Annotated in this window: 15 protein-coding genes; 10 read left to right on the top strand and 5 right to left on the bottom strand. The window is 71.1% G+C overall.

From position 1 onward, the window contains the following. Positions 1 to 16: 16 nt before the first annotated feature. Positions 17 to 1,606, top strand: coding sequence for an FMN-binding glutamate synthase family protein (locus ABIC28_RS11865; protein ID WP_097212378.1), 1,590 nt, complete (start codon positions 17 to 19; stop codon positions 1,604 to 1,606). A 21-nt stretch (positions 1,607 to 1,627) separates the two neighbouring features. Here ABIC28_RS11865 and ABIC28_RS11860 read toward each other — a convergent pair whose 3' ends face one another. Together ABIC28_RS11860 and ABIC28_RS11855 are read right to left on the bottom strand one after the other, a co-directional pair. Then, positions 1,628 to 3,013, bottom strand: a complete 1,386-nt coding sequence (locus ABIC28_RS11860; protein ID WP_097212377.1) for a lipase family protein — start codon at positions 3,011 to 3,013, stop codon at positions 1,628 to 1,630. After that, positions 3,013 to 4,299 (bottom strand): hypothetical protein, encoded by a 1,287-nt coding sequence (locus ABIC28_RS11855; protein ID WP_354578996.1) that lies wholly within the window; start codon positions 4,297 to 4,299, stop codon positions 3,013 to 3,015. The genes ABIC28_RS11860 and ABIC28_RS11855 overlap by 1 nt, the downstream gene beginning before the upstream one ends. A 298-nt stretch (positions 4,300 to 4,597) precedes the next feature. On the opposite strand from ABIC28_RS11855, the gene ABIC28_RS11850 reads away from it, so the two are divergent. The 4 genes from ABIC28_RS11850 to ABIC28_RS11835 all read left to right on the top strand — a co-directional run bounded on the left by ABIC28_RS11850 (position 4,598) and on the right by ABIC28_RS11835 (position 10,365). Further along, a complete protein-coding gene (locus ABIC28_RS11850) occupies positions 4,598 to 6,988 on the top strand; it encodes a cellulase family glycosylhydrolase (RefSeq protein WP_354578994.1) in 2,391 nt (796 codons plus the stop codon). A gap of 157 nt (positions 6,989 to 7,145) precedes the next feature. Next, the gene (locus ABIC28_RS11845) at positions 7,146 to 8,633 is read left to right on the top strand and encodes a DNA-3-methyladenine glycosylase 2 family protein (RefSeq protein ID WP_354578992.1); all 1,488 of its coding nucleotides are present in this window, start codon (positions 7,146 to 7,148) and stop codon (positions 8,631 to 8,633) included. Continuing rightward, the gene (locus ABIC28_RS11840) at positions 8,630 to 9,133 is read left to right on the top strand and encodes a methylated-DNA--[protein]-cysteine S-methyltransferase (protein WP_502945010.1); all 504 of its coding nucleotides are present in this window, start codon (positions 8,630 to 8,632) and stop codon (positions 9,131 to 9,133) included. The genes ABIC28_RS11845 and ABIC28_RS11840 overlap by 4 nt, the downstream gene beginning before the upstream one ends. A gap of 107 nt (positions 9,134 to 9,240) precedes the next feature. Beyond that, positions 9,241 to 10,365, top strand: coding sequence for an AI-2E family transporter (locus ABIC28_RS11835; RefSeq protein ID WP_179800597.1), 1,125 nt, complete (start codon positions 9,241 to 9,243; stop codon positions 10,363 to 10,365). A 21-nt stretch (positions 10,366 to 10,386) separates the two neighbouring features. On the opposite strand, the gene ABIC28_RS11830 is transcribed toward ABIC28_RS11835, so the two are convergent. Both ABIC28_RS11830 and ABIC28_RS11825 read right to left on the bottom strand, forming a co-directional pair. Beyond that, entirely contained in the window at positions 10,387 to 13,368 is a 2,982-nt protein-coding gene (locus ABIC28_RS11830) for an AAA family ATPase (protein ID WP_354578990.1), read from the bottom strand. Continuing rightward, positions 13,365 to 14,546, bottom strand: a complete 1,182-nt coding sequence (locus ABIC28_RS11825; RefSeq protein WP_354578988.1) for an exonuclease SbcCD subunit D — start codon at positions 14,544 to 14,546, stop codon at positions 13,365 to 13,367. The genes ABIC28_RS11830 and ABIC28_RS11825 overlap by 4 nt, the downstream gene beginning before the upstream one ends. Before the next feature lie 120 nt (positions 14,547 to 14,666). Between ABIC28_RS11825 and ABIC28_RS11820 the strand changes: the two genes are divergently transcribed. Both ABIC28_RS11820 and ABIC28_RS11815 read left to right on the top strand, forming a co-directional pair. Continuing rightward, the gene (locus tag ABIC28_RS11820) at positions 14,667 to 15,836 is read left to right on the top strand and encodes a DNA recombination protein RmuC (RefSeq protein ID WP_097212372.1); all 1,170 of its coding nucleotides are present in this window, start codon (positions 14,667 to 14,669) and stop codon (positions 15,834 to 15,836) included. 89 nt (positions 15,837 to 15,925) lie between these two features. Then, complete coding sequence (locus ABIC28_RS11815) at positions 15,926 to 16,699, top strand: DUF6542 domain-containing protein (protein ID WP_307861279.1); 774 nt, start codon at positions 15,926 to 15,928, stop codon at positions 16,697 to 16,699. Positions 16,700 to 16,750: 51 nt separating this feature from the next. Here ABIC28_RS11815 and ABIC28_RS11810 read toward each other — a convergent pair whose 3' ends face one another. Next, positions 16,751 to 17,764 carry a 4-hydroxy-3-methylbut-2-enyl diphosphate reductase gene (locus tag ABIC28_RS11810; RefSeq protein ID WP_097212370.1) on the bottom strand — a complete coding sequence of 338 codons (1,014 nt, stop codon included), beginning with the start codon at positions 17,762 to 17,764 and terminating at the stop codon, positions 16,751 to 16,753. A gap of 95 nt (positions 17,765 to 17,859) precedes the next feature. On the opposite strand from ABIC28_RS11810, the gene ABIC28_RS11805 reads away from it, so the two are divergent. The 3 genes from ABIC28_RS11805 to ABIC28_RS11795 are packed head-to-tail and all read left to right on the top strand — an operon-like array spanning position 17,860 to position 19,975. Then, the gene (locus tag ABIC28_RS11805; RefSeq protein ID WP_097212369.1) at positions 17,860 to 18,486 is read left to right on the top strand and encodes a lipid droplet-associated protein; all 627 of its coding nucleotides are present in this window, start codon (positions 17,860 to 17,862) and stop codon (positions 18,484 to 18,486) included. Next, positions 18,483 to 19,757: an exodeoxyribonuclease VII large subunit gene (xseA, locus tag ABIC28_RS11800; protein WP_077042538.1), complete on the top strand. Its 1,275-nt coding sequence runs from the start codon at positions 18,483 to 18,485 to the stop codon at positions 19,755 to 19,757. Before ABIC28_RS11805 ends, xseA begins: the two co-directional genes overlap by 4 nt. After that, positions 19,754 to 19,975, top strand: coding sequence for an exodeoxyribonuclease VII small subunit (locus ABIC28_RS11795; RefSeq protein ID WP_037176321.1), 222 nt, complete (start codon positions 19,754 to 19,756; stop codon positions 19,973 to 19,975). The genes xseA and ABIC28_RS11795 overlap by 4 nt, the downstream gene beginning before the upstream one ends. The last annotated feature ends 5 nt before the right edge of the window (positions 19,976 to 19,980 follow it).

Below are 19,980 nucleotides of genomic sequence, written 5' to 3'. Positions count from 1 at the left end.
ACGAAAAGGATGCACCGTGGTGAGATGGCTGATCGTTGCCGGAGTGTGGCTCGCCGGACTCGCGGCACTGGCGCTCGCCCTCGGCATGGGATCCGGATGGCGGGTCGTCATCGCGATTCTCGCCGCCATCCTCGTGGCGCTCGCGGGCCTTGGCACCTGGGATCTGCTCCAGCGCCGGCACAGCATCCTGCGCAACTACCCCATCCTCGGGCACGCCCGGTTCATGCTCGAGAAGATCCGCCCCGAGATCCAGCAGTACTTCATCGAATCATCCACCGATGGAACGCCGTTCGATCGTGAGACCCGCGATCTCGTGTACGAACGCGCCAAGGGCACCAAGGACGACGAGCCCTTCGGCACCGAACGCGACGTACACGCGCCCGGGTACGAGTTCATGGCGCACTCGCTGCGGGCACGGCACGCCCCCGAGGCGACCCCGACGGTGCGGCTCGGCGGGCCCGACTGCACCCAGCCGTACGACATCGCGCTGCTCAACGTCTCCGCGATGAGCTTCGGCTCGCTGTCCGCCAACGCGGTCGAGGCGATGAACGCTGGCGCCGCACGCGGCGGATTCGCCCACGACACCGGCGAGGGTGGCATCAGCCCCTACCACCGCAAGCACGGCGGCGACCTGATCTGGGAGATCGGCTCCGGCTACTTCGGATGTCGCACGGCGGACGGACGATTCGATCCGCAGGTCTTCGCAGGTAAGGCCGTCGACCCCCAGGTCAAGGCGATCTCGATCAAGCTGTCCCAGGGCGCCAAGCCCGGCCTGGGCGGCGTGCTGCCGGGCGCGAAGGTGAGCCAGGAGATCGCCGACACCCGCGGCGTCCCGGTGGGGGTCACCGTGATCTCGCCGCCCGCACACAGCGCCTTCGACACCCCCGCCGGGCTGATCGAGTTCATCACGACGCTGCGTAGCCTCTCCGGAGGCAAGCCCGTCGGGTTCAAGCTCTGTGTTGGCTCGCGCTCGGAGTTCCTCGGCATCTGCAAGGCCATGCTGGAAGCCGGGACCTCGCCGGACTTCATCATCGTGGACGGCTCGGAGGGCGGAACCGGCGCCGCCCCCGTCGAATTCGAGGATCACATGGGCATGCCGCTGACCGAGGGCCTGATGCTCGTGCACAACGCACTGGTCGGCGCGGGCCTGCGTGACCGGATCAGGGTCGGCGCCTCCGGCAAGGTCGCCAGCGGCACCGACATCGTCAAGCGCATCATCCAGGGCGCCGACTTCACCTTGGCGGCCCGAGCGATGATGTTCGCGGTCGGCTGCATCCAGGCCCAGGCCTGCCACACCAACCACTGCCCGGTCGGGGTCGCGACGCAGGACCGCTCCCGTTCGAAGTCGATCGACGTGCCGGACAAGTCGGCCCGGGTGTACCGGTTCCAGAAGTCGACGGTGGCCAGCGCGAAGCAGCTGATCGCCTCGATGGGCCTGGACGGCTTCGACGAGCTGCGGCCGTCCATGCTCAATCGGCGCGTCGACGCGTTCACCACGAAAACCTATGCGGATCTTTATGAGTGGCTGCAGTCGGGCGAGTTGCTCGAGGACCCGCCCGCGGGCTGGCGCAGCGACTGGATCGACGCGGACGCCGCCCGATTCTGACCGCGCGGCCGGCGCCGCGCGTCAGTCCGCGAAGTTCCTGTCGATCCAGTCGATCGTCTGCATGCCGAACAGGTCGGTCCCCCACCCGTAGGGGTCGGCGAACAGCCGGTTCAGGTTGCAGTCGCTCGGCGCATAGGTGACGTCGGTACCACCGGCCCGGTAGCGGGCCGCGAGGTCACGGGAATCCTGTGCGGGCACAAGGGACATGGGCGAGTCGTCCTTGCCACACGAGGAGATCAGCACCTTGGATCTCGGCGCCTGGCCGCCGAGCCTGTTGTCGTCGTAGACATGCTGGAACTCGGGGATGTCGGCGGGACTCTGACCGCTGGAGAACAGCAGCCGGAGCGGCACGAAGGGCGCCGTGAAGTAGGACGGCATCTGACACTGCACGCGGTACTCGTCCGCCAGCGCCCTGCCGACCGGGTTGAGCTTGTCGTTGATCCGCATCTCCGGATACCAGGGCTCGAGCCCGAGCAGGGTCGCGAAGGCGAACCCCGAACCGACCGAGCCGTCCGCGGTCCGCATGAAGTTCCGCTGATCGATGACCATGCCCTCGAGGACAGTCGATTTGACGTTCAGCTCGGGTGCGTAGCCGGCCTGCATCTCCGCCGCGGAGGCCGCGCCGACTCCGCCGCCCGCGACGCCGAACAGCGCGATGGGGGCCTGCGGGCTCAGCCCCGTCCCGCCGCCCGAGGTGGCCGCGCGCAGCGCGTCGAGCTGGGCATGGCCTGCGAACTTCGCCGCGAAGACGCCGTGCGGATCGGGGTCGGCATCGTTGCCGACATCGGAGATCACGACGGCGTATCCCCTGCCGAACATCAGCGCGAGCGGCCCGAGCGCGGACCACGAGGCGCCGTCGAGGGCGTCACCGCCCGTCCACTGGGTGCTGGGGTGACAGTAGGCGCCGACGCTGTCGTTGGCCTCCTGGTACCCGATGACCTTCTTCTCCGACGCGGGCACGCCGTCGATCGGGATCATCACGAACCCGGTGCTGATCGTCGGGGTCACCCCGTCGTTCCCCGTGGTGACGTACATGATCTTGTACGCCTCGAGGTTTGCCGGCTTGAAGCCGGTGAACATCACCTCGACCCGCTTGGCCTTGAGGAGGGTGCCCGGCTTCTCGGCACCGGTGAGCGGCGGCTCGACGTAGAACGGATCGTTCGGCCGCAGCGCGCCGAGGATCTCGTCGCGGGTGCCGAACTCCCCGCCCTCGAACGCGCCCTCGACGAACGGATTGAACACCTCGCCCTGCAGCGCGGGCGTGTCGACCGCGACGGGCGGCGGCGGGGGTGCCTGCGCCGCACCGACACCCGGCGACAGGATCGCGAGGACGACGGCCGCGGCGGCTGCCGAGAGCGAGCGCACCCCGCCGATGCGGGGACGATGATGGCGCGGATCGGTCGACATCAGGACACCGTCACTTTCGTGTTCTGGAGGGCCGATTGCAGGATCTGCGGAATGTTCATCAACGGCCGGTGGCTCTCGATCTGGATCTCGTACGGGGTGTGGAGCTCCGCCTCGAGCCGCGGCCAGTCGTCTTCCACCGTCGCCTTGTACCTGGGCAGCAACTGGGTGGTGATGTAGTCCCACCGCTCCTCGTAGACCGACCAGTTCCAGCTCGGCAGCGGCGTCGTCAGGGTCGCGGTCCGGCCGTCCGGCAGGGTGGTGGTGATCTCGATGGGACGGAACGAGCGCGGCGGCAGCACGCCTGCGACCGAGGGTGACCCTGCGACCGTGGACAGGTAGCTGACGGCCTCGCCGACGTCGCCCTTGTAGGCCCGCACGTCGTCCCATTGTTCCCGGATGATCACGCCCTGTTCGCGACGCAGCAGGGCCACGTTGCCACGGGCGATCCGGTCCGCATCCGTCGAGGCGATGTCGCGCCACGCGTCCATCACGTCCTGCCCGAACAGCCCCGCCGCGCGCATCTCCTCGAGTGCGGGCAGGCCCTCGGTGACGTACGCGCGGTGCATCGGCATCAGATCCGAGAAGATGTTCTTCTGCATCACCAGGATCATGCCCAGGATGTGGTGCAGGTCGTCGCCGGTGACCGTGGCGCCTGCACCGGCCAACGCGCGCAACCCCTTCGGGAGCAGGTCGACGATCTGCGGTCCCGCGACCTCGGTCGCCGACGCGACGATGGCGCGCGTGGTCTGTTGCAGCTGTGGAAAGTCGTAGATGTTGGTGATCAGCTCGAAATCGATGAGCCCGCCGCCGAAGTCGGCGCCGACCTGCCCGGCCATGCCCGCCCACTGCAACTCGCGGTGCTGCAACTGCAGGTGCTCGTAGTACCGGTACGACCGGATCAGGTTCTCCCGGTTCGACTCCACCCCGGTGCGGGGATCCCACCGCGCCAGGTCGATGCCGGCCTCGGCGGTGACATCGGCCAGCCAGTACTGGTAGAGCAACGCCGCATATGAGCTCGGCGCCGCACCGGACGCCCTGGCCTGGTCGAGCAGCCGCGCGAGCACGCCGCGATCGGTCGGCAGTGCCGGGTTCACCCCGCCCGGTCCGTGCGCGGCATCGCGGTTGACCAGGGGCAGGTTCAGGTAGGTGTCCGCCTCGGACGCGGCGGCGGGCGCAGGCGTGCTCGGTCCCGCCACCGCCAGCCCCAGCACGACGGCGGCCAGCGCGGGCAGGCACCTCCGGAGAACGGAGGACCGCGACGGCGCGCGGGCGGTGCGAGCACTCATGGCTCTCCCGAGGTCGGAACATACCGCGAAGTAGGTTTTCCGAGACTAGTTCACGTTCCGCGAGGCTCTGGGCATTTTCGGCGGACCGGCCCCCCGGCAGCCTTTCTCCACGCCGGTGCCCGCTGCTACTGACCGCCGAGCGTGCAGTTGTTGCCGTCCCTCCTGGGCCGAAGCGACGGCAGGTGCACGCTCGGCCGGGGTCCGGTCCCGCGATTCGGACAATCGTCCAGTTTCGGGCGCGAGCAGAAGCGCAGGCACTTAGGATTCCGAGAACTCCTGAGTGAACGGAATGTGTCGGATGTCTTCGAATCGCCTTGCCTGGATCGCGACCCTGGCCCTGGGTGTGCTGGTGATCGTCCAGGCCGCCGCGGATCCGAGCGGCCTGCTGAGCCTGCTCGGCTGGACCGGCGCGGACCTGTGGCCGATCCGGGCGCCCTGGCAGATCGCGCCGTTCGTCGTCTACCTGCCGGTGCTGCTCGGCGTCACCTGGTGGGCGGTTCGGTCGATCGCCGGGTCCCGCTGGCTGTTCGCGGCCACCACAGGAAGCGTCGTGCTCGCCGTGCTCCTGGCGAAGTTCGCGATGTCGTTGGTGGCGGTGGGCGACCTCGGGACCGCGGCGTGGGGCAGCGGGTTCGCCCTCGCAAAGGCGATTCCCGCCGGACTGATCGTCGCGGGCGTCGTCGCGATCGCGGGCCGCCGCCGCAGCGTGGCCGACGCATCGGACGACGCGCCGTCGGTGTGGGCAGGAGCGCTGATCTTCGGCGCCGTCGCCCCGCTCCTGGCGGGACAGTGGTGGGCGGGCGCCCCCTACGACCGGTGGATGCCGGCGCCCAACGTCCTCAACGGCGTACTCGCGACCGTCGGCGGGATCGCCGTACTCGTCCTCGGCGCCATCGGCTGCCAGCGGGTGCTCGGCCGCCGGGTGACGGGCGGGACCGCGGCCACCTTCCTCGCCGGATGGTTCGCGGCGATGGGCGCGGGCGCGCTGCTCGCCGTCGCCGCATCGATCGTCGGGATGGTCTCCGACGACGGTTTCGCGGGCGACCTCTGGCCGCTGATGGGCGGGTACATCCGGCTCGCGGACGGCGTCGCCTACGGCGCCTGCACGGGATGGATCGTCGGACTCGCGGCGGTCTGGTCGCGGCGGCAGGCGACCCAGCCGTCGCCGATCCCCCGCCCGGCCCTGCGGGCGGGAGCGGTGACGTTGGCCGCCGTAGCGGTGACCGTCCCGTTCCTGGCCCGCCCCGATGCGCAGCCCGTGTCGCCTGCGCCCCTCGACTCCGTCGAGGCGGGAACCCTGCTGCCCCTGAGTGTCTCGGGTGAGGTCATCGCCGATGCGGCCGGCCGCGAGGTGCTGCTGCGCGGCGTCAACGTCAACCAGCTCGTCGACTTCTACGCGCCGCGGCCCGAGGTCCCCTCGACCCTGCCCCTGACCGACGCGGACTTCGCCGGTATCGCCGATCACGGGTTCAACGTGGTCCGGCTCGCGCTGTCCTGGTCCGCCCTCGAGCCGGAACGCGGCCGCTACGACGAGGCCTATGTCGACCAGATCCGGGTCGCCGTCGCGCAGGCCAAGGCGCACGGCCTCTACACCGTGCTCGACATGCATCAGGACGGCTGGTCGAACGCCCCATCCCCCGATGACGTCAGCTGCAGGCCGGGCACCTCGCCCATGTGGGGCTACGACGGCGCGCCCGAGTGGGCCACGATCACCGACGGCGCACCGCGCTGCCAGTTCACCGGGCGCGACATCTCGCCCGCCGGCGGCCGCGCGTTCAACAACTTCTACTACGACACCGACGGCGTGCAGGAACAGCTGGTCCAGGCCTGGGCGATGCTCGCGGGCGAGTTCAAGGACGAGGATGCCGTCGCCGGGTACGACCTGCTGAACGAACCGAACTTCGGCGAGACCGCGCCGCTCACCTCGTCGCTGCTGCTCGGCCGCTTCTACGACCGGACCATCGACGCCATCCGTGAGGCGGGCGCCGAGCAGATCGTCTACTTCGAGCCGAGCATCCTGTGGTCCGGCCTCGGGTTCGACAGCGGCCCCCCGGCCGGCTTCACCGACGACACCAACATCGTCTTCTCCCCGCATCTCTACGCCGAGTCCATCACGATGGACGCCTCGCTTGGCCTGCCGACGATCGTCAGCATCGAACGGGGCTTCACCCTCGCCGACCGAGTGGCGCACAAGTACGGCGACATCCCGGTCTGGACCGGTGAGTACGGCTACTGGGGCGACGGACTCGTCGACAAGGCCGCCCGCTTCGCACAGGAGCAGGACGCGCACATCCAGGGCGGCACCTACTGGGTGTGGAAGCAGGCCTGCGGGGACCCGCAGAACGGCATCCAGGAACTGGGCAACGGGCTGATGCCGGTGCTGTGCAGCACCGGGGAGGACGCCCCGCGGAACACCGCGCTGCTGGACCAGATCACCCGCGCCTACCCGCGATACGCGCCCGGACGGATCACCCACCTCGCGGCCGAGGGAAATCGGCTGGAGCTGACCGGCACCGCGGGCGAGGGCAGCTGCAGTCTCGAGGTCTGGTTCCCCAACCGGGTCGACGCAGGCGCCTCGGCCGTCGACACGGTCGGGGTCGAGGACGTCGCCTTCACTCCGCTCGGCGAGGGCTCGCTGATGACCGGATGCGCCACCGGCGACTACGAGGTCCGTACCCGCGGCGCCTGATCCGTCGAGTGTGCACCTGGGGCACCTCCCTGCACGAAGTGCTCGGGGGAATGTCGCTCGCTCTCGGACGATGCGACCCCAGGTGCACACTCGACGCCAGACAGTGATGTCCGATTTCCGCTAGCGCGGCCGCGGGCGCGCTGCCACAGTGGTGACTGTGACCGCAACGCATCTCGACTTCGACCGCTGCTACCGCGCCGTGTCCTCCCGCGACGCCCGCTTCGACGGGCAGTTCATCACCGCGGTGCGGACCACGGGCATCTACTGCAGGCCCTCCTGCCCGGCGATCACTCCGAAGCCGGGCAACGTCAGCTTTCTGCCGACCGCGGCCGCCGCCCAGCAGGCCGGGTACCGCGCCTGCCGCCGGTGCCTGCCCGACGCCGCGCCCGGTTCGCCGCTGTGGAACGTGCGCTCGGATCTCGCAGCCCGCGCAATGCGGCTGATCTCCGACGGTGCCGTCGAGCGCGGCGGGGTGGAATCGCTGTCCGCCTCCCTCGGGTACTCGTCGCGGCACCTCACCAGGGCGTTGACCGCGGAACTCGGCGCAGGACCGCTCGCCCTCGCCCGGGCACATCGCGCGCACACCGCCCGATTGCTGATCCAGACCACGGCCATGCCGATGTCGGACATCGCCTTCGCCGCGGGATTCTCGAGCATCCGGCAGTTCAACGACACGGTCCGCGAGGTGTTCGCGGTTGCCCCCTCGACGATGCGCACCGAGGCCGCCAAGCGCGCCGACGCACCGCCCGCCAAGGGTACGGTGTCGTTGCGACTGCCCTACCGCAAACCCCTCGACGCCGGCTGGCTGGCCTGGTTCCTGTCCGGGCACGCCGTCGCAGGCATGGAGCGCTGGTCCGACGGCGAGTACCGGCGAACGCTCCGACTCCCCCGCGGCTGCGGGGTGGTCGCGCTGCGTGTCCTGCCCGAGTACGTGCGGGCCGAGCTCACCCTGCGGGACATGCGCGACCTCGCGCCCGCCGTCGCCAGACTGCGACATCTCCTGGACCTGGACGCGGACCCCGAGGCGGTGGACGGCGCCCTCGCCGTGGATCCCGCGCTGGCGACGAGCGTCCGGGCAGCCCCCGGCATCCGGGTACCGGGCAGCATCGACGCGGACGAACTCCTGCTGCGCACGATGATCGGGCAACAGATCTCACTGGCCGCGGCGTCCACCCAGACCGCCCGCCTGGTGGCCGCGCTCGGCGCCCCGGTCGACGACCCGCACCTGACCCACAGCTTCCCCGGCACCGACGTCATCGCCGCGCGCGGCCGCGAGGTGCTCACCGGTCCCGCCCGCCGGATCGACGCCGTCATCGGGGTCGCTGAGGCGCTCGCCGCGGGCACCCTGACCCTGCACGCAGGCCGCACCGCCGAGGATCTGCGCGCGGATCTGTTGTCGTACAAGGGCATCGGACCGTGGACGGCCGACTACGTGGTGATGCGCACCCTCGCGGACCCCGACGTGCTGCTCGACACGGACCTCGTCGTCCGCCAGGGCGCACAGGCGACGGGCGCCGACCTGACCGACTCCTCGCGCTGGACCCCCTGGCGCTCGTACGCATCAATGCACCTGTGGCGTAACGCACTTGCCGCGCGCGGTGCGCTCGATCCCACACCGACCCCCGATACGGAGGACAAGAAATGATCGCCCAGTACGCCACCACCACGACCCCGATCGGCCCGTTCACCGCCCTCGTCGACGACGACGGCGCGGTTCTGGCGTCGGGATGGACGGACGACCCCGAGGAGCTGCGGGCACTGATCCACCCGAGCCTGCGTCCCACCGCGCTCACCCGGCTCTGCGATCTCGGCGCCGTCACCCGCGCCGTCGCCGACTACCACCGCGGCGAACTGACCAGCATCGATTCGATCACCGTCCGGCAACAGTCGGGCGAATTCCTGGTGCACGCCTGGGATGTGCTGCGCACCGTGCCCGCCGGGGACCCGATCACCTACACCGAGTTCGCCGGCCGCTCAGGACGTCCCGCCGCGGTGCGCGGAGCGGCGTCGGCCTGCGCCCGCAACGCCGCCGCGCTGTTCGTGCCCTGCCACCGGGTGCTGCGCACCGACGGCACGCTCGGCGGGTTCCGCTGGGGCCTGCCCGCCAAGCGCTGGCTGATCTCACACGAGGGGCACGCACGGTAGATTCGGTCCATCACCGCCAGGAAGGACCGACCGTGAGCGATCAGCCCACCGCGCCGCCGACCGAGCCGCGTCAGCACCACCCCCGCGACCGCGGCGAGATACTCGGCATGGGCGGCATGTGGCTCGCCAAGTGGTCGCTGTGCCTGGTGCTCATCGCCGCGGGCGGCTGGGTGGTGTGGACCCTGCTCGGCGTCCTGTGGGTCGCGGTCCTGCCGGTTCTGCTGGCGATCGTGGTCTCGACGGTGTTGTGGCCGCCCACCCGCGCGATGACCTCTCGCGGCGTGCCCCCTGGGGCGGCGGCAGGCATCACCCTGATCGCGTTCCTCGGCTTCTTCGGCGGGATCATCGCGCTGATCGTGCCCTCGGTGGTCGACCAGGCGCCCGAGCTCGCGAACAAGGCCAGCCAGGGCATCACGCAGGTGCAGGAGTGGATCAAGGGCCCGCCGATCAACCTGCAGGACGATCAGATCGACTCCGCGGTCCAGGCGATCATCCACAAATTGCAGACCAGTGCTCAGGCCATCGCGACCGGCGTGTTCAGCGGCGTCAGCGCGGCCGGTTCCATGCTCGTGACGCTCACGCTGGTGCTGGTGCTCGCGTTCTTCTTCATCAAGGACGGGCCGCGCTTCCTGCCGTGGCTGCACAGCGTCACCGGCGGTCGCGCCGGACGGCACTTCGAGGAGGTGTCCGTCCGGATCTGGGACACCCTCGGCGGATTCATCCGCACCCAGGCGCTGGTCAGCTTCGTCGACGCCTTCTTCATCGGCCTCGGCCTGATCATCCTGGGCGTGCCGCTGGCCCCGATGCTCGCCCTGCTCACCTTCATCGCCGGTTTCATCCCGATCGTCGGTGCCTTCGTCGCGGGCGCCCTCGCCGTCCTGGTCGCGCTCGTCGCGAAGGGCTGGACGACCGCGCTGATCGTCCTGGTCATCGTGATCGCGGTGCAGCAGCTCGAGGGCAACGTGCTCCAGCCGGTGCTGCAGAGCCGCACCATGAAGCTGCACGCGGTGATCGTGCTGCTCGCGGTGACCGCGGGCGGCTCCATGTTCGGGATCGTCGGCGCGTTCCTCGCCGTCCCGGTCGCGGCCGTGGTGGCCGTGGTGATCCGCTACATCGGCGAGCAGGTCGACCTGAAGCTGGACGATCGGGACCCCGACGCCGGGACCGAGACCGAGGTGGTGAGCGAGGCGGTGCCCGCCGCCGAGCCAGGCGATCTCGCGACCGCGGACTGACGCAGGCGCGCCCGGCCCGCACTATCCCGCGACGACCTCCACGCTCGACCCGGACCGCCCGCGGATCACGTGCAGCCGGCTCGGGATCCGCTGCCGCATCTCGTCGACATGGCTGACGATGCCGACCACCCGTCCGCCCGCACGGAGCTCGTCGAGGACCCCCATCACCGACTCCAGCGCGTCGGAGTCGAGGGTGCCGAATCCCTCGTCGATGAACATGGTGTCGAGCACAAGGCCTCCCGACTCCGCGGCGACGACGTCGGCCAGACCCAACGCCAGCGACAGCGATGCGAGGAATGATTCGCCGCCCGAGAGGGTCTTCGCCGAGCGCACCACCCCGGTGTAGTCGTCGCGGATGTCCAGGCCGAGCCCGCCCCGCTTGCCGCGCGGCCCTGCCCCGTCCGCGTGCACGAATTCGTAACGGCCACCGGACATCCGGCGCAGCCTGGTCGAGGCGGCGATCGCGACCTCCTCGAGCCTGGCGGCGAGGACATAGGACCGCAGCGACATCTTGCGGGCATTCTGTCCCCGCCCGGCGATCACCTCGGCCAGGCCCGCCAGTTCCGCGTGCCGCTCCTGCATCGGGGCCAGCGCGCCGACCTCCTTCGCCAGCTGCGCGACAAGCCGTTCGAGGTCCGCCAGCCTGCGGTCGGCCTCCGACGCGACGGCGATCGCCGAGTTCACCACCGCGTTCGCACCCTCGACCTCGGACTCGGCGACCGACGGGTCGACGGGGTCCATCCCGGCGACGGCGGCCACCTCCGCCTCAGCAAGGACCGATTCGGCCCGCACCCGCTGATCCCGCGCCTGCTCGAGCGCGGCCTCGATCGCCGCCACCCGACGCTCGTCCCTGGTGGCCGCGGCCGCCTCGTCCACCGACTCGAACCCGGCCTCGGCCGCCGCCCTGGCGACCTTCGCGGACAACGCCTCCGCGCTCTCCTGCGCGGCGGTGACCTGCGCGCGCAGGTCTCGCAGTCGCGACACCGCCGCCGCGAGCGCGTCGAGCCGGTCGCGGCGCGCCTGCGGGCTCTCGTCGACGCCCGAGGCCTCCGCGATCCGCTTGCTGATGGTCTCCAGCTGATGCACCGACCCCGCGATCCGCTCGTCGAGGGTCGCGAGTTCGGCCGTGGCGACGCGTGAACGTTCCTGCAGGCCTTCCTGTTCGGCTCGCAGCCCGGACAGGCGATCGGAGAGCGCCTGCTCACGCGCTGCCGACGCCTGCGCGGCCGCGTGCGCCTGGGTGGCCGCCGACAATTCTGCCGCGAGCCGATCCCGGTCGCGGTCGCCGCCCCGCTCGAGCAGGACCTCGATGGCCTGATCGATCTTCGCGAGGCGATCGGTCGCGACATCGACCTCCTGGGCGAATCGCTGCTCCGACACTCGGGCGGCGTCCTCGTCGGACCTGGTCACCATCGTCTCCGACGGCTCGGCCGGGTTCGGGTGCTCGGCCGAACCGCACACCACACACGGTTCGCCGTCGGCGAGTCCGGCCGCGAGCTCGGCCGCCATGCCTGCGAGGCGGCGTTCGCGAAGGTCGAGCAGCTCGCCGCGCGCGTCCTGGTGTCGGCCCCGCGCCGCCGACAGCTGGTCCGCGGCGTCCGCCCGGAGCTGTCGCTGCTGTGCGAGGGCGACGGCGGCGCCCTGCACGTCGGCCGCCCTGCCCCGCGCCTCGTCGAGGGCGGGCAGCGCCGCGACCGCCTGCCGCGCCGCGGCGAGATCGTCCTCGGCGGCGCGTAGCTGCTCGGGCAGCGCGGTCCGACGGAGCTCGAGTTCCGCTGCGGCGGAGGCGAGCTCGCGGCGCCGCTCGCCGAGCCGGTCCACGGTCTCCTGCAGGGCGTCGGCGACCAGCGATTCGGCGATGAGGTCGTCGAGCCGCGCGACCTCGTCGGTCCAGCCGCGGATCGTCGCGGCGATGACGCCGCGGTCCTCGGCGACCTCGGGCCAGGACAGCTGCTCCAGCAGCGCCCTGCCCTCGTCGACCGCGCCGACACCTCCGGCCAGGGTCTCCATCAGCTTCAGTTCCCGCGCAGCGGTTTCCGCCGCCGCGGCGGCCTCGACACGGATCTCGGCGATCGGCGCGGCCCGCACCGCCCTGGCGAGTTCCTCGGTCTGCGCTGCCCGCTCGTCCGCGCCCTCGGCGTGGGTGCGTAGCTCCGCCGCTGCCTTCGCGGCCCGCTGCTGCAGGCCCCGGATCCGGGTCACCTCGGCGAGCGTGGTGGTGGCCCGCGCGGCGACCGCCCTGGCCGCGACGAGTTCCGCGGTGGCGGTGTCCCTGGCCTCCTCCGCGTCGGCCCGCAACTTGTGCGCCCATGTCAGTGGATCGGCGTCGGCGCCCGCTTCGATGCCCGCCGCCGTGGAGACGCGAGCGAGCATCAGGTCAACGGACTTGCGTCCGGATTCCAGCGTCGCCGCGCTCTCGCGCCTGCGTTCGGCGAACCAGTCCTCGACCGTGCCGAACCGGGTGGTGTCGAACAGCCGCTCCAGCAGGTCACCCCGCTCGTCGGTGTCCGCGCGCAAGAATCGCGCGAACTCCCCCTGCGGGAGCAGCACCACCTGGAAGAACTGGTCCGCGCTCATGCCGAGCAGCCGGCCGATCTCCTCGCCGATCTCGTCGAGGCGGGTCAGGTTCTGACCGTGACCGTCCAGCCAGGTGAGCGTCGCCTTCGCGTTCTCCTTGGTGGTACCGGTGCCACGGAGTTTTGCCCGTTCGTATTCGGGGCTGCGGGTCAGGCGGAGCCTGCGGCCTCCGATCGTCGCCTCCAGCACCACCTTCGGCACCGAACCCGCGGCGGCGTGATCCGAGAGCAGTCGCTTGCCCTGCTGCCGGGCACCAGGGACCGTGCCGTACAGCGCGAAGGCCACCGCGTCGAGGATCGTGGTCTTGCCCGCGCCGGTCTGGCCGTGCAGCAGGAACAGGCCATCCGCGCCGAGGGCGTCGAAGTCCACCGTCGCGGTGTCGCCGAACGGCCCGAACGCCGAGACCTCCAGACTGTGCAGCCTCACGCGATCTCTTCCAGGGCCGCCGGTTCGCCGAGCTCGTTCTCGCGGACCGCGGCGCTCAGCGCGCGCTCGACCAGGCGCAGTTCGCTCGCCGTCGGCTCGCCCCGCATATCGGTGAGGAAGCTGGTGGCGATCTGCAGGTCGCTGCGCCCGCGAACGCGCTCCCCGTAGTGCAGGTCCGCGCTGCCCTCGGGTCGCTGCCATTCGAGGTGCACCATGTGCGGGAACCGGGTCTGCAGGGTGCGCATCGGGTCCTGCGGCCGGACCGGATCGGTGAGGATCACCGAGACGTAGTTGTCCTCGTCGGCGGTGAACCGTTCGTCGTCGAGCAGCTCGTCCACGGTGCCGGTCAGCTGGCTCAGCCCGCGCACCACCGGCAGGTCGACGCGGCGCACCTCCGCGAGACCCGCGGCGTCCAGATCGGCGATCCACACCGCCTTGCGGTGGGTCCGCTCGCCGAACGAATACGGCAGCGGCGACCCGGAATAGCGCACCCGATCGGTGAGGGTCTGCGGCGAGTGCAGGTGCCCGAGCGCCACATAATCGACGCCGTCGAACGCGGAGGCCGAGACCGTCTCGACCCCGCCGACCGAGATGGATCGTTCAGAGCCGGTCGCCTCGGCCCCGACCACGAAGGCGTGCGCGAGCAGGACCGCACGCGGCCGGCTGCCGTCGACGGCGCGGCCCCCGAGATCCGCACGGACGCGCGCCATCGCCGCATCCAGGATCTCGGCGTGCGAGCGCGCAGTCGGCACGCCGAGCTCCGCCCGCGTGGTCTCGGGCTCGAGGTACGGCAGGCCGTAGAAGGCGACCTCGCCGTGCTCGTCCTCGAGCAGCACCGGACGGTCCACCTCGGAGACCCGCGTCATCAGGTGCAGTCCGCCAGCGGCCGAGAACGCCGAGCCCGCGCCGAGCCGCGCCGGGGAGTCGTGATTGCCGGAGGTGGCGACGATCACCGCTCCCGCCGCACGGATGGCCTCGAAACCGTTGTTGCACACCGTCACCGCATCCGCGCTGGGGATCGCGCGGTCATACACGTCGCCGGGGACGACGACCACGTCCACCTCGTTCTCCGCGACAAGGGCCGCGATGGCCTCGAGCGCGCTCGCCTGATCGGCGAGCAGGTCCACGCCGTGGAAGGTGCGCCCGATGTGCCAATCGGAGGTGTGCAGGATTCGCATGCGCCGACCGTAGATCACGGCGCCGACACGATCGGTGACGCGCGCCGAGCACGGGCACGAGGGGCGCCCGAGGTCACTCCAGGGCGGAGCGTGTCGGTGCCCTCGTGCACCATCTGCCCCATGGACCCCGTCACCGCCTTCGGACTGCTCGTCGCGCTCGGCCTCGGCATCGCCGTCGGCTGGCTCTGGCACGCCTCCCGGTCCGGCCAGCACGCGGCGCGGGCCGAGGCCCAGCTCGCGGCGCTGCGCGAGAACGAGAGGACGCTGCGACAGTCCCTCGCCGCGGTGAACGAGGACTCGGCTCGGCGCACGTCGGGCGCGGTCGGCGAACAGGTCTCCCACCTGGTCGGCCCACTGCACGACGCGGTCGACGCGCTCGCAAACCAGGTCCAGCAGGTCGAACGCAGCCGGGTGCACGCGTACGCGGGGCTGTCCGAACAGGTCGCGGGCATGCATCGCGCCTCCCAGCTGCTCACCACCCAGACCGGCCAGCTCGTCACCGCGCTGCGCGCCCCGCAGATCCGTGGCCGTTGGGGTGAGATCCAGCTCGAGCGGGTGGTCGAGCTGGCGGGAATGGTCAAACACTGCGACTTCGACACCCAGGTCAGTGGCGAGGGCGTCCGACCGGACCTGCTGGTCCGGCTGGCAGGCGGCAAGCAGATCGTGGTCGACGCCAAGGTTCCCCTCGCCGCGTACCTGGACGCGGCACAGGAAGAGGATCCCCGCATCAGGGACGGTCACCTCACCCGGCACGCCCGACAGCTGCGCACACACGTCGACCAGCTCTCCGCCAAGGCCTACTGGGCCTCGTTCGATCCGAGCCCGGAGTTCGTGGTGCTGTTCGTCCCCGGCGACCCGTTCCTGGACGCCGCGCTCACCGCCGACGCCGAGTTGCTCGAGCACGCCTTCGCGAAGAACGTGATCCTGGCCACCCCGACCACCCTTGTCGCACTGCTGCGCACCATCGCGCACACCTGGCGGCAGGAGACGCTCTCCCGTGAGGCCGCGACCATTCACCGCCTGGGCCGCGAGCTGTACACCCGGCTCGGGGTGGTCGGCAGCCACCTGGACCGGCTCGGATCCCAACTGGGCAAGGCCGTCGACTCGTTCAATCTGACGGCCGCATCCATGGAGTCGCGGGTCATCGTGACCGCCCGCAAGCTCCACGAACTGGAGGTCGGGGACGGTGAGGTCGCCGAGATCGGGCGGATCGACTCGTGGCCGAGGGCCGTCGGCCTCGGCGAGAACTTGCCCACTAACGGTCGCGCCAACGAGGCGATCGGATCGTGAACGGCTAGTGTCTAAGGGTGTCTGCAACCCAACGTGCTCGCTCTGGGGTGCCGCTCGAGATGCGGTCTGTTCTCCCCACTGTGCCCGGCGTGCCCGCAGCGGCAGCCGTTCTCATCGCGGTGGCGACGACCTTCGTTGGATTCGCCATTGACGCGGTCCGTGGCAACGAACTGACGTCCGCGTTCTCCGTCTTCTACTTTCTTGGCTGTGTCGGCGCGGTCCTCGCGGTTCGCAGCCGCGGCCTGTTCGCCGCGATGGTCCAGCCGCCGCTGATCCTGTTCGCGGCCGTGCCGCTGGCCTACCAGTTCCTGACCACGGGATCCAAGGGCGGTCTCAAGGATCTGATGTTCAACGTGGCGATCCCGTTGGTCAATCGCTTTCCACTGATGTTGACCACCACCCTCGCCGTGCTCATCATCGGCGGGGTCCGGCTCTACCTCGGCCAGCAGGCGGTCCGCCCCCCTGCCCGCGCGAAGAGCAGGTCCGCGGAGGCAGGCGCCGCCCGCGGCACCGATCGCCCCGCGACCCGGCCGCAGCAGGCGGCACGACGAACCGATCAGCCGCGCACGGCGGCCCAGCGCACCGCACCGGCGCAACGCCCGCACGGGGCTCCGCAGACCCAGCCCGGACGCGCGGTGTACCGGGACCCGGCGCCGACCCAGGTCCAGCGTCGTCCGGTCCCCCCTCCGCCTGCGCAGGGGAACTCCGGCCGCAGGCCGGAACGCGCGCCGACCGCCGCGACCGCCCGGGTGCAGCCCCCTCGCGGCGCCGCCGACCCGTACACCCCCGTGCACCCGATCCCGCAGGTCCGATACCGGGACCGCGAGGACTCGGCTCACGATCAGCCGCGCGGCAGGTACTGACGCCCGCGGACCGGCTCCATGTGGGCCGGGACCGGGGCGTCACCGCCCGCGCTAGGAACCGGTGTTGCTCGGCTTGCGCAGCTCGCGCGGCAGCGAGAAGACGAGGGTCTCGTTCGCGGTGGTCACCGGCTGCACATCGTGGAATCCGTGCTCGGCGAGAAGCTCGATCACGCCGCTGACCAGGATCTCCGGCACCGAGGCCCCCGAGGTGAGACCGACCGTGGTGACGCCGTCGAGCCACGCGGTGTCGATCTCGCGCGCGTAGTCGACCAGGTAGCTCGCCCGCGCGCCCGCGCCGAGGGCCACCTCGACCAGCCGCACCGAGTTCGACGAGTTCCGCGACCCGACCACGATCACCAGATCGCACTCCGGGGCCATCGCCTTCACCGCGACCTGCCGGTTCTGGGTGGCGTAGCAGATGTCGTCGCTCGGCGGGTCCTGCAGCAGCGGGAACTTCTCGCGGAGCCGGGCCACCGTCGCCATCGTCTCGTCGACGCTGAGCGTGGTCTGCGACAGCCAGATCACCTTCGTCTCGTCGCGCACGGAGACGGCGTCGACCGACTCGGGTCCATCCACCAACTGGACGTGGTCCGGGGCCTCGCCCGCGGTGCCCTCGACCTCCTCGTGGCCCTCGTGCCCGATCAGCAGGATGTCGTAGTCGTCCCGCGCGAACCGCTTGGCCTCCTGGTGCACCTTCGTCACCAGCGGGCAGGTCGCGTCGATGGTCTTGAGGTTGCGCTCGGCCGCGGACTCGTGCACGGCAGGCGACACCCCGTGGGCGGAGAACACCAGCAGCGAGCCCTCCGGCACCTCGTCGGTCTCGTCGACGAAGACGACGCCGCGGTCCGACAGCGTCTCGACCACGTGCCGGTTGTGCACGATCTCCTTGCGCACGTAGATCGGTGCGCCATGCTTCTCGAGGGCCCGCTCGACCGTCTCGACCGCGCGGTCGACACCCGCGCAGTATCCGCGTGGTTCGGCGAGCAGGACGCGCTTGCCGGAGCCGCCCGGAGCAGGGGCGCTGGAACGGGCGATGCCCAGGTTCAGGGGGACTGCGGAAGACATGACACCAGGGTACGGGCAGCCTCGACGGGGCGCCCGATCAGGCACACCGCGCGCCCAGCTACCAAAAGGGGCATTCGTCAGGCAGTCTTAGGGCCATGATTCGTCCCCCTTTCGCTGCGCGGGTCGCTGCCGGGATCGCCGTCACGGTTGTCGAAGAGGTGCAGAAGCTGCCGAACACCGCGGTCGCGCTCCCCATGACCACCATCAGCCACATGCTGCAGACGACCATGCGCGTCCAGCAGTCGATGACGGCGCTGGCGATCAAGGGCGATCAGGCGTTCTCGATGCTCTTCCATCAGGACGAGGAACAGCCGGAGTGGGCGGTCTTCGACGAGGACACCGCGCCCGCGCCGTCGGGCGGCGACGGGGCCGCGGCCAAGCCCACGAACCAGGGCCGGTTCGCGCTGTACTCGATGCAGCCGGAGTCCGAGCCGGACGCACCCGCGGCGACGCCCGCGAGCGCCGCACCCGAGAAGGCGGCCGCGAACAAGTCCGCCAACGGCACGCCCGCGTCGACGAAGGCAAAGCCGGCAGCGACGCGGCCCGAGATCGCCGAGTACCTCGACTACGACAACCTGACGCTCGCCCAGCTCCGGGCGCGGCTGCGGACGTTGTCGGTCGAGGAGCTCGATGCCCTGCTGGCCTACGAGAACGCCGCCCGCGCCCGCGCCCCGTTCCAGACCATGCTCGGTAACCGGATCACCAGCGCCAAGGCAAAGTGAGCTCCGTCCAGCCGAGCCAGACGGGCGCGCCGACCTCGAACTCGCCCGAGCACCCGTGGCCGGTCCGATCCGTCGCGACCAAGGTCTCGCAGTGGATCGATCGCCTCGGCAGCATCTGGGTCGAGGGCCAGATCACCCAGATCAACGTCCGTCCCGGCACCCGCACCGCGTTCCTGGTGCTGCGCGACGCCTCCGTGGACATGTCGCTGTCGGTGACCTGCTCCCCCGCGCTGATCCGCGACTCCCCGGTTCCGCTGACCGAGGGCAGCCGGGTCGTGATGTTCGGCAAGCTGTCCTTCTACACGGGGCGCGGCACGGTGTCCCTGCGCGTCACCGAGATCCGGGCCGTCGGGATCGGCGAGCTGCTCGCCCGGATCGAGCGGCTGCGCGCGCTGCTCGCGGCCGAGGGTCTGTTCGATCCTCGGCTCAAGCGGCCGCTGCCGTTTCTCCCGCACACCGTCGGCCTGATCACCGGGCGGGCCAGTGCCGCCGAGCGTGATGTGCTCAGCGTCGCCGGAAAGCGTTGGCCCGCTGTTCAGTTCGAGATCCGCAACACCGCGGTACAGGGTCCGACGGCAACCGCGCAGATCGTCGCGGCGCTGGCCGAGCTGGACTCGAACCCGGCGGTGGAGGTGATCGTCCTTGCCCGCGGTGGCGGCAGCGTCGAGGACCTGCTGCCGTTCTCCGACGAGACCCTGTGCCGCGCGATCGCCGCGTGCACCACCCCGGTGGTCAGCGCGATCGGCCACGAACCGGACAACCCGCTCTGTGATCACGTCGCGGACGTGCGCGCCGCGACGCCGACCGACGCCGCCAAGCGGGTGGTCCCCGACGCGGTCGCCGAGCAGGCGCTTGTCGCCGAATTTCGGGCGCGCGGCGCGGCCGCACTGCGGAACTGGGTGGCACGCGAGGCGCGGTCGCTGGCCGACCTGCGCAGCAGACCGGTGCTCGCCGACCCGCTCGCCGCCGTCGAGCGGCGGGCCGAGGAGATCGCGCGGCTGCGCGAGGCGGGCAGGCGCGACGTCAACCGGCTGGTCGCCGGTCAGGCCACCGTCGTCGAGCACCTCGCGGCCCGGCTGACCACCCTCGGGCCTGCGGCGACGCTGGCCCGCGGGTACTCGGTGGTGCAGAAGGTGGTGCCCGGGTCCGATCCGGAGGTGCTGCGCTCGGTGGAAGACGCCCCACCCGGCACCCAGTTGCGGGTTCGGGTCGCCGACGGCGCGGTCATCGCCGCCGTCATGGGCAAGGACAAGTCAGGAGAAGCACAGTGAGCCAACCGGTATCGGAGCTCGGCTACGAGGCCGCGCGCGACGAGCTGGCCGACGTGGTCAAGATGCTCGAGCAGGGCGGCCTCGACCTCGACCACTCCCTCGCGCTGTGGGAGCGCGGCGAGGCGCTGGCCAAGCGCTGCGAGGAGCACCTCGCGGGGGCGCGGGCCCGGGTCGAGAAGGCGCTCTCGCACGCCGACGACGAGGGCGACCCGCGCTAGCGCGG

The sequence above is a fragment of the Rhodococcus sp. PvR044 genome (assembly GCF_040548995.1).
GTDB lineage: Bacteria > Actinomycetota > Actinomycetes > Mycobacteriales > Mycobacteriaceae > Rhodococcus_G > Rhodococcus_G oryzae.
This window is presented reverse-complemented; position numbering and strand designations above follow the sequence as displayed.

Coding starts and splice junctions, on each gene's coding strand:
- ABIC28_RS11860 (WP_097212377.1), bottom strand. CDS start 3,013: ATGTCGACCGATCCGCGCCATCATCGTCCCCGCATCGGCGGGGTGCGC.
- ABIC28_RS11855 (WP_354578996.1), bottom strand. CDS start 4,299: ATGAGTGCTCGCACCGCCCGCGCGCCGTCGCGGTCCTCCGTTCTCCGG.
- ABIC28_RS11850 (WP_354578994.1), top strand. CDS start 4,598: ATGTCTTCGAATCGCCTTGCCTGGATCGCGACCCTGGCCCTGGGTGTG.
- ABIC28_RS11840 (WP_502945010.1), top strand. CDS start 8,630: ATGATCGCCCAGTACGCCACCACCACGACCCCGATCGGCCCGTTCACC.
- ABIC28_RS11835 (WP_179800597.1), top strand. CDS start 9,241: ATGGGCGGCATGTGGCTCGCCAAGTGGTCGCTGTGCCTGGTGCTCATC.
- ABIC28_RS11825 (WP_354578988.1), bottom strand. CDS start 14,546: ATGCGAATCCTGCACACCTCCGATTGGCACATCGGGCGCACCTTCCAC.
- ABIC28_RS11820 (WP_097212372.1), top strand. CDS start 14,667: ATGGACCCCGTCACCGCCTTCGGACTGCTCGTCGCGCTCGGCCTCGGC.
- ABIC28_RS11810 (WP_097212370.1), bottom strand. CDS start 17,764: ATGTCTTCCGCAGTCCCCCTGAACCTGGGCATCGCCCGTTCCAGCGCC.
- ABIC28_RS11805 (WP_097212369.1), top strand. CDS start 17,860: ATGATTCGTCCCCCTTTCGCTGCGCGGGTCGCTGCCGGGATCGCCGTC.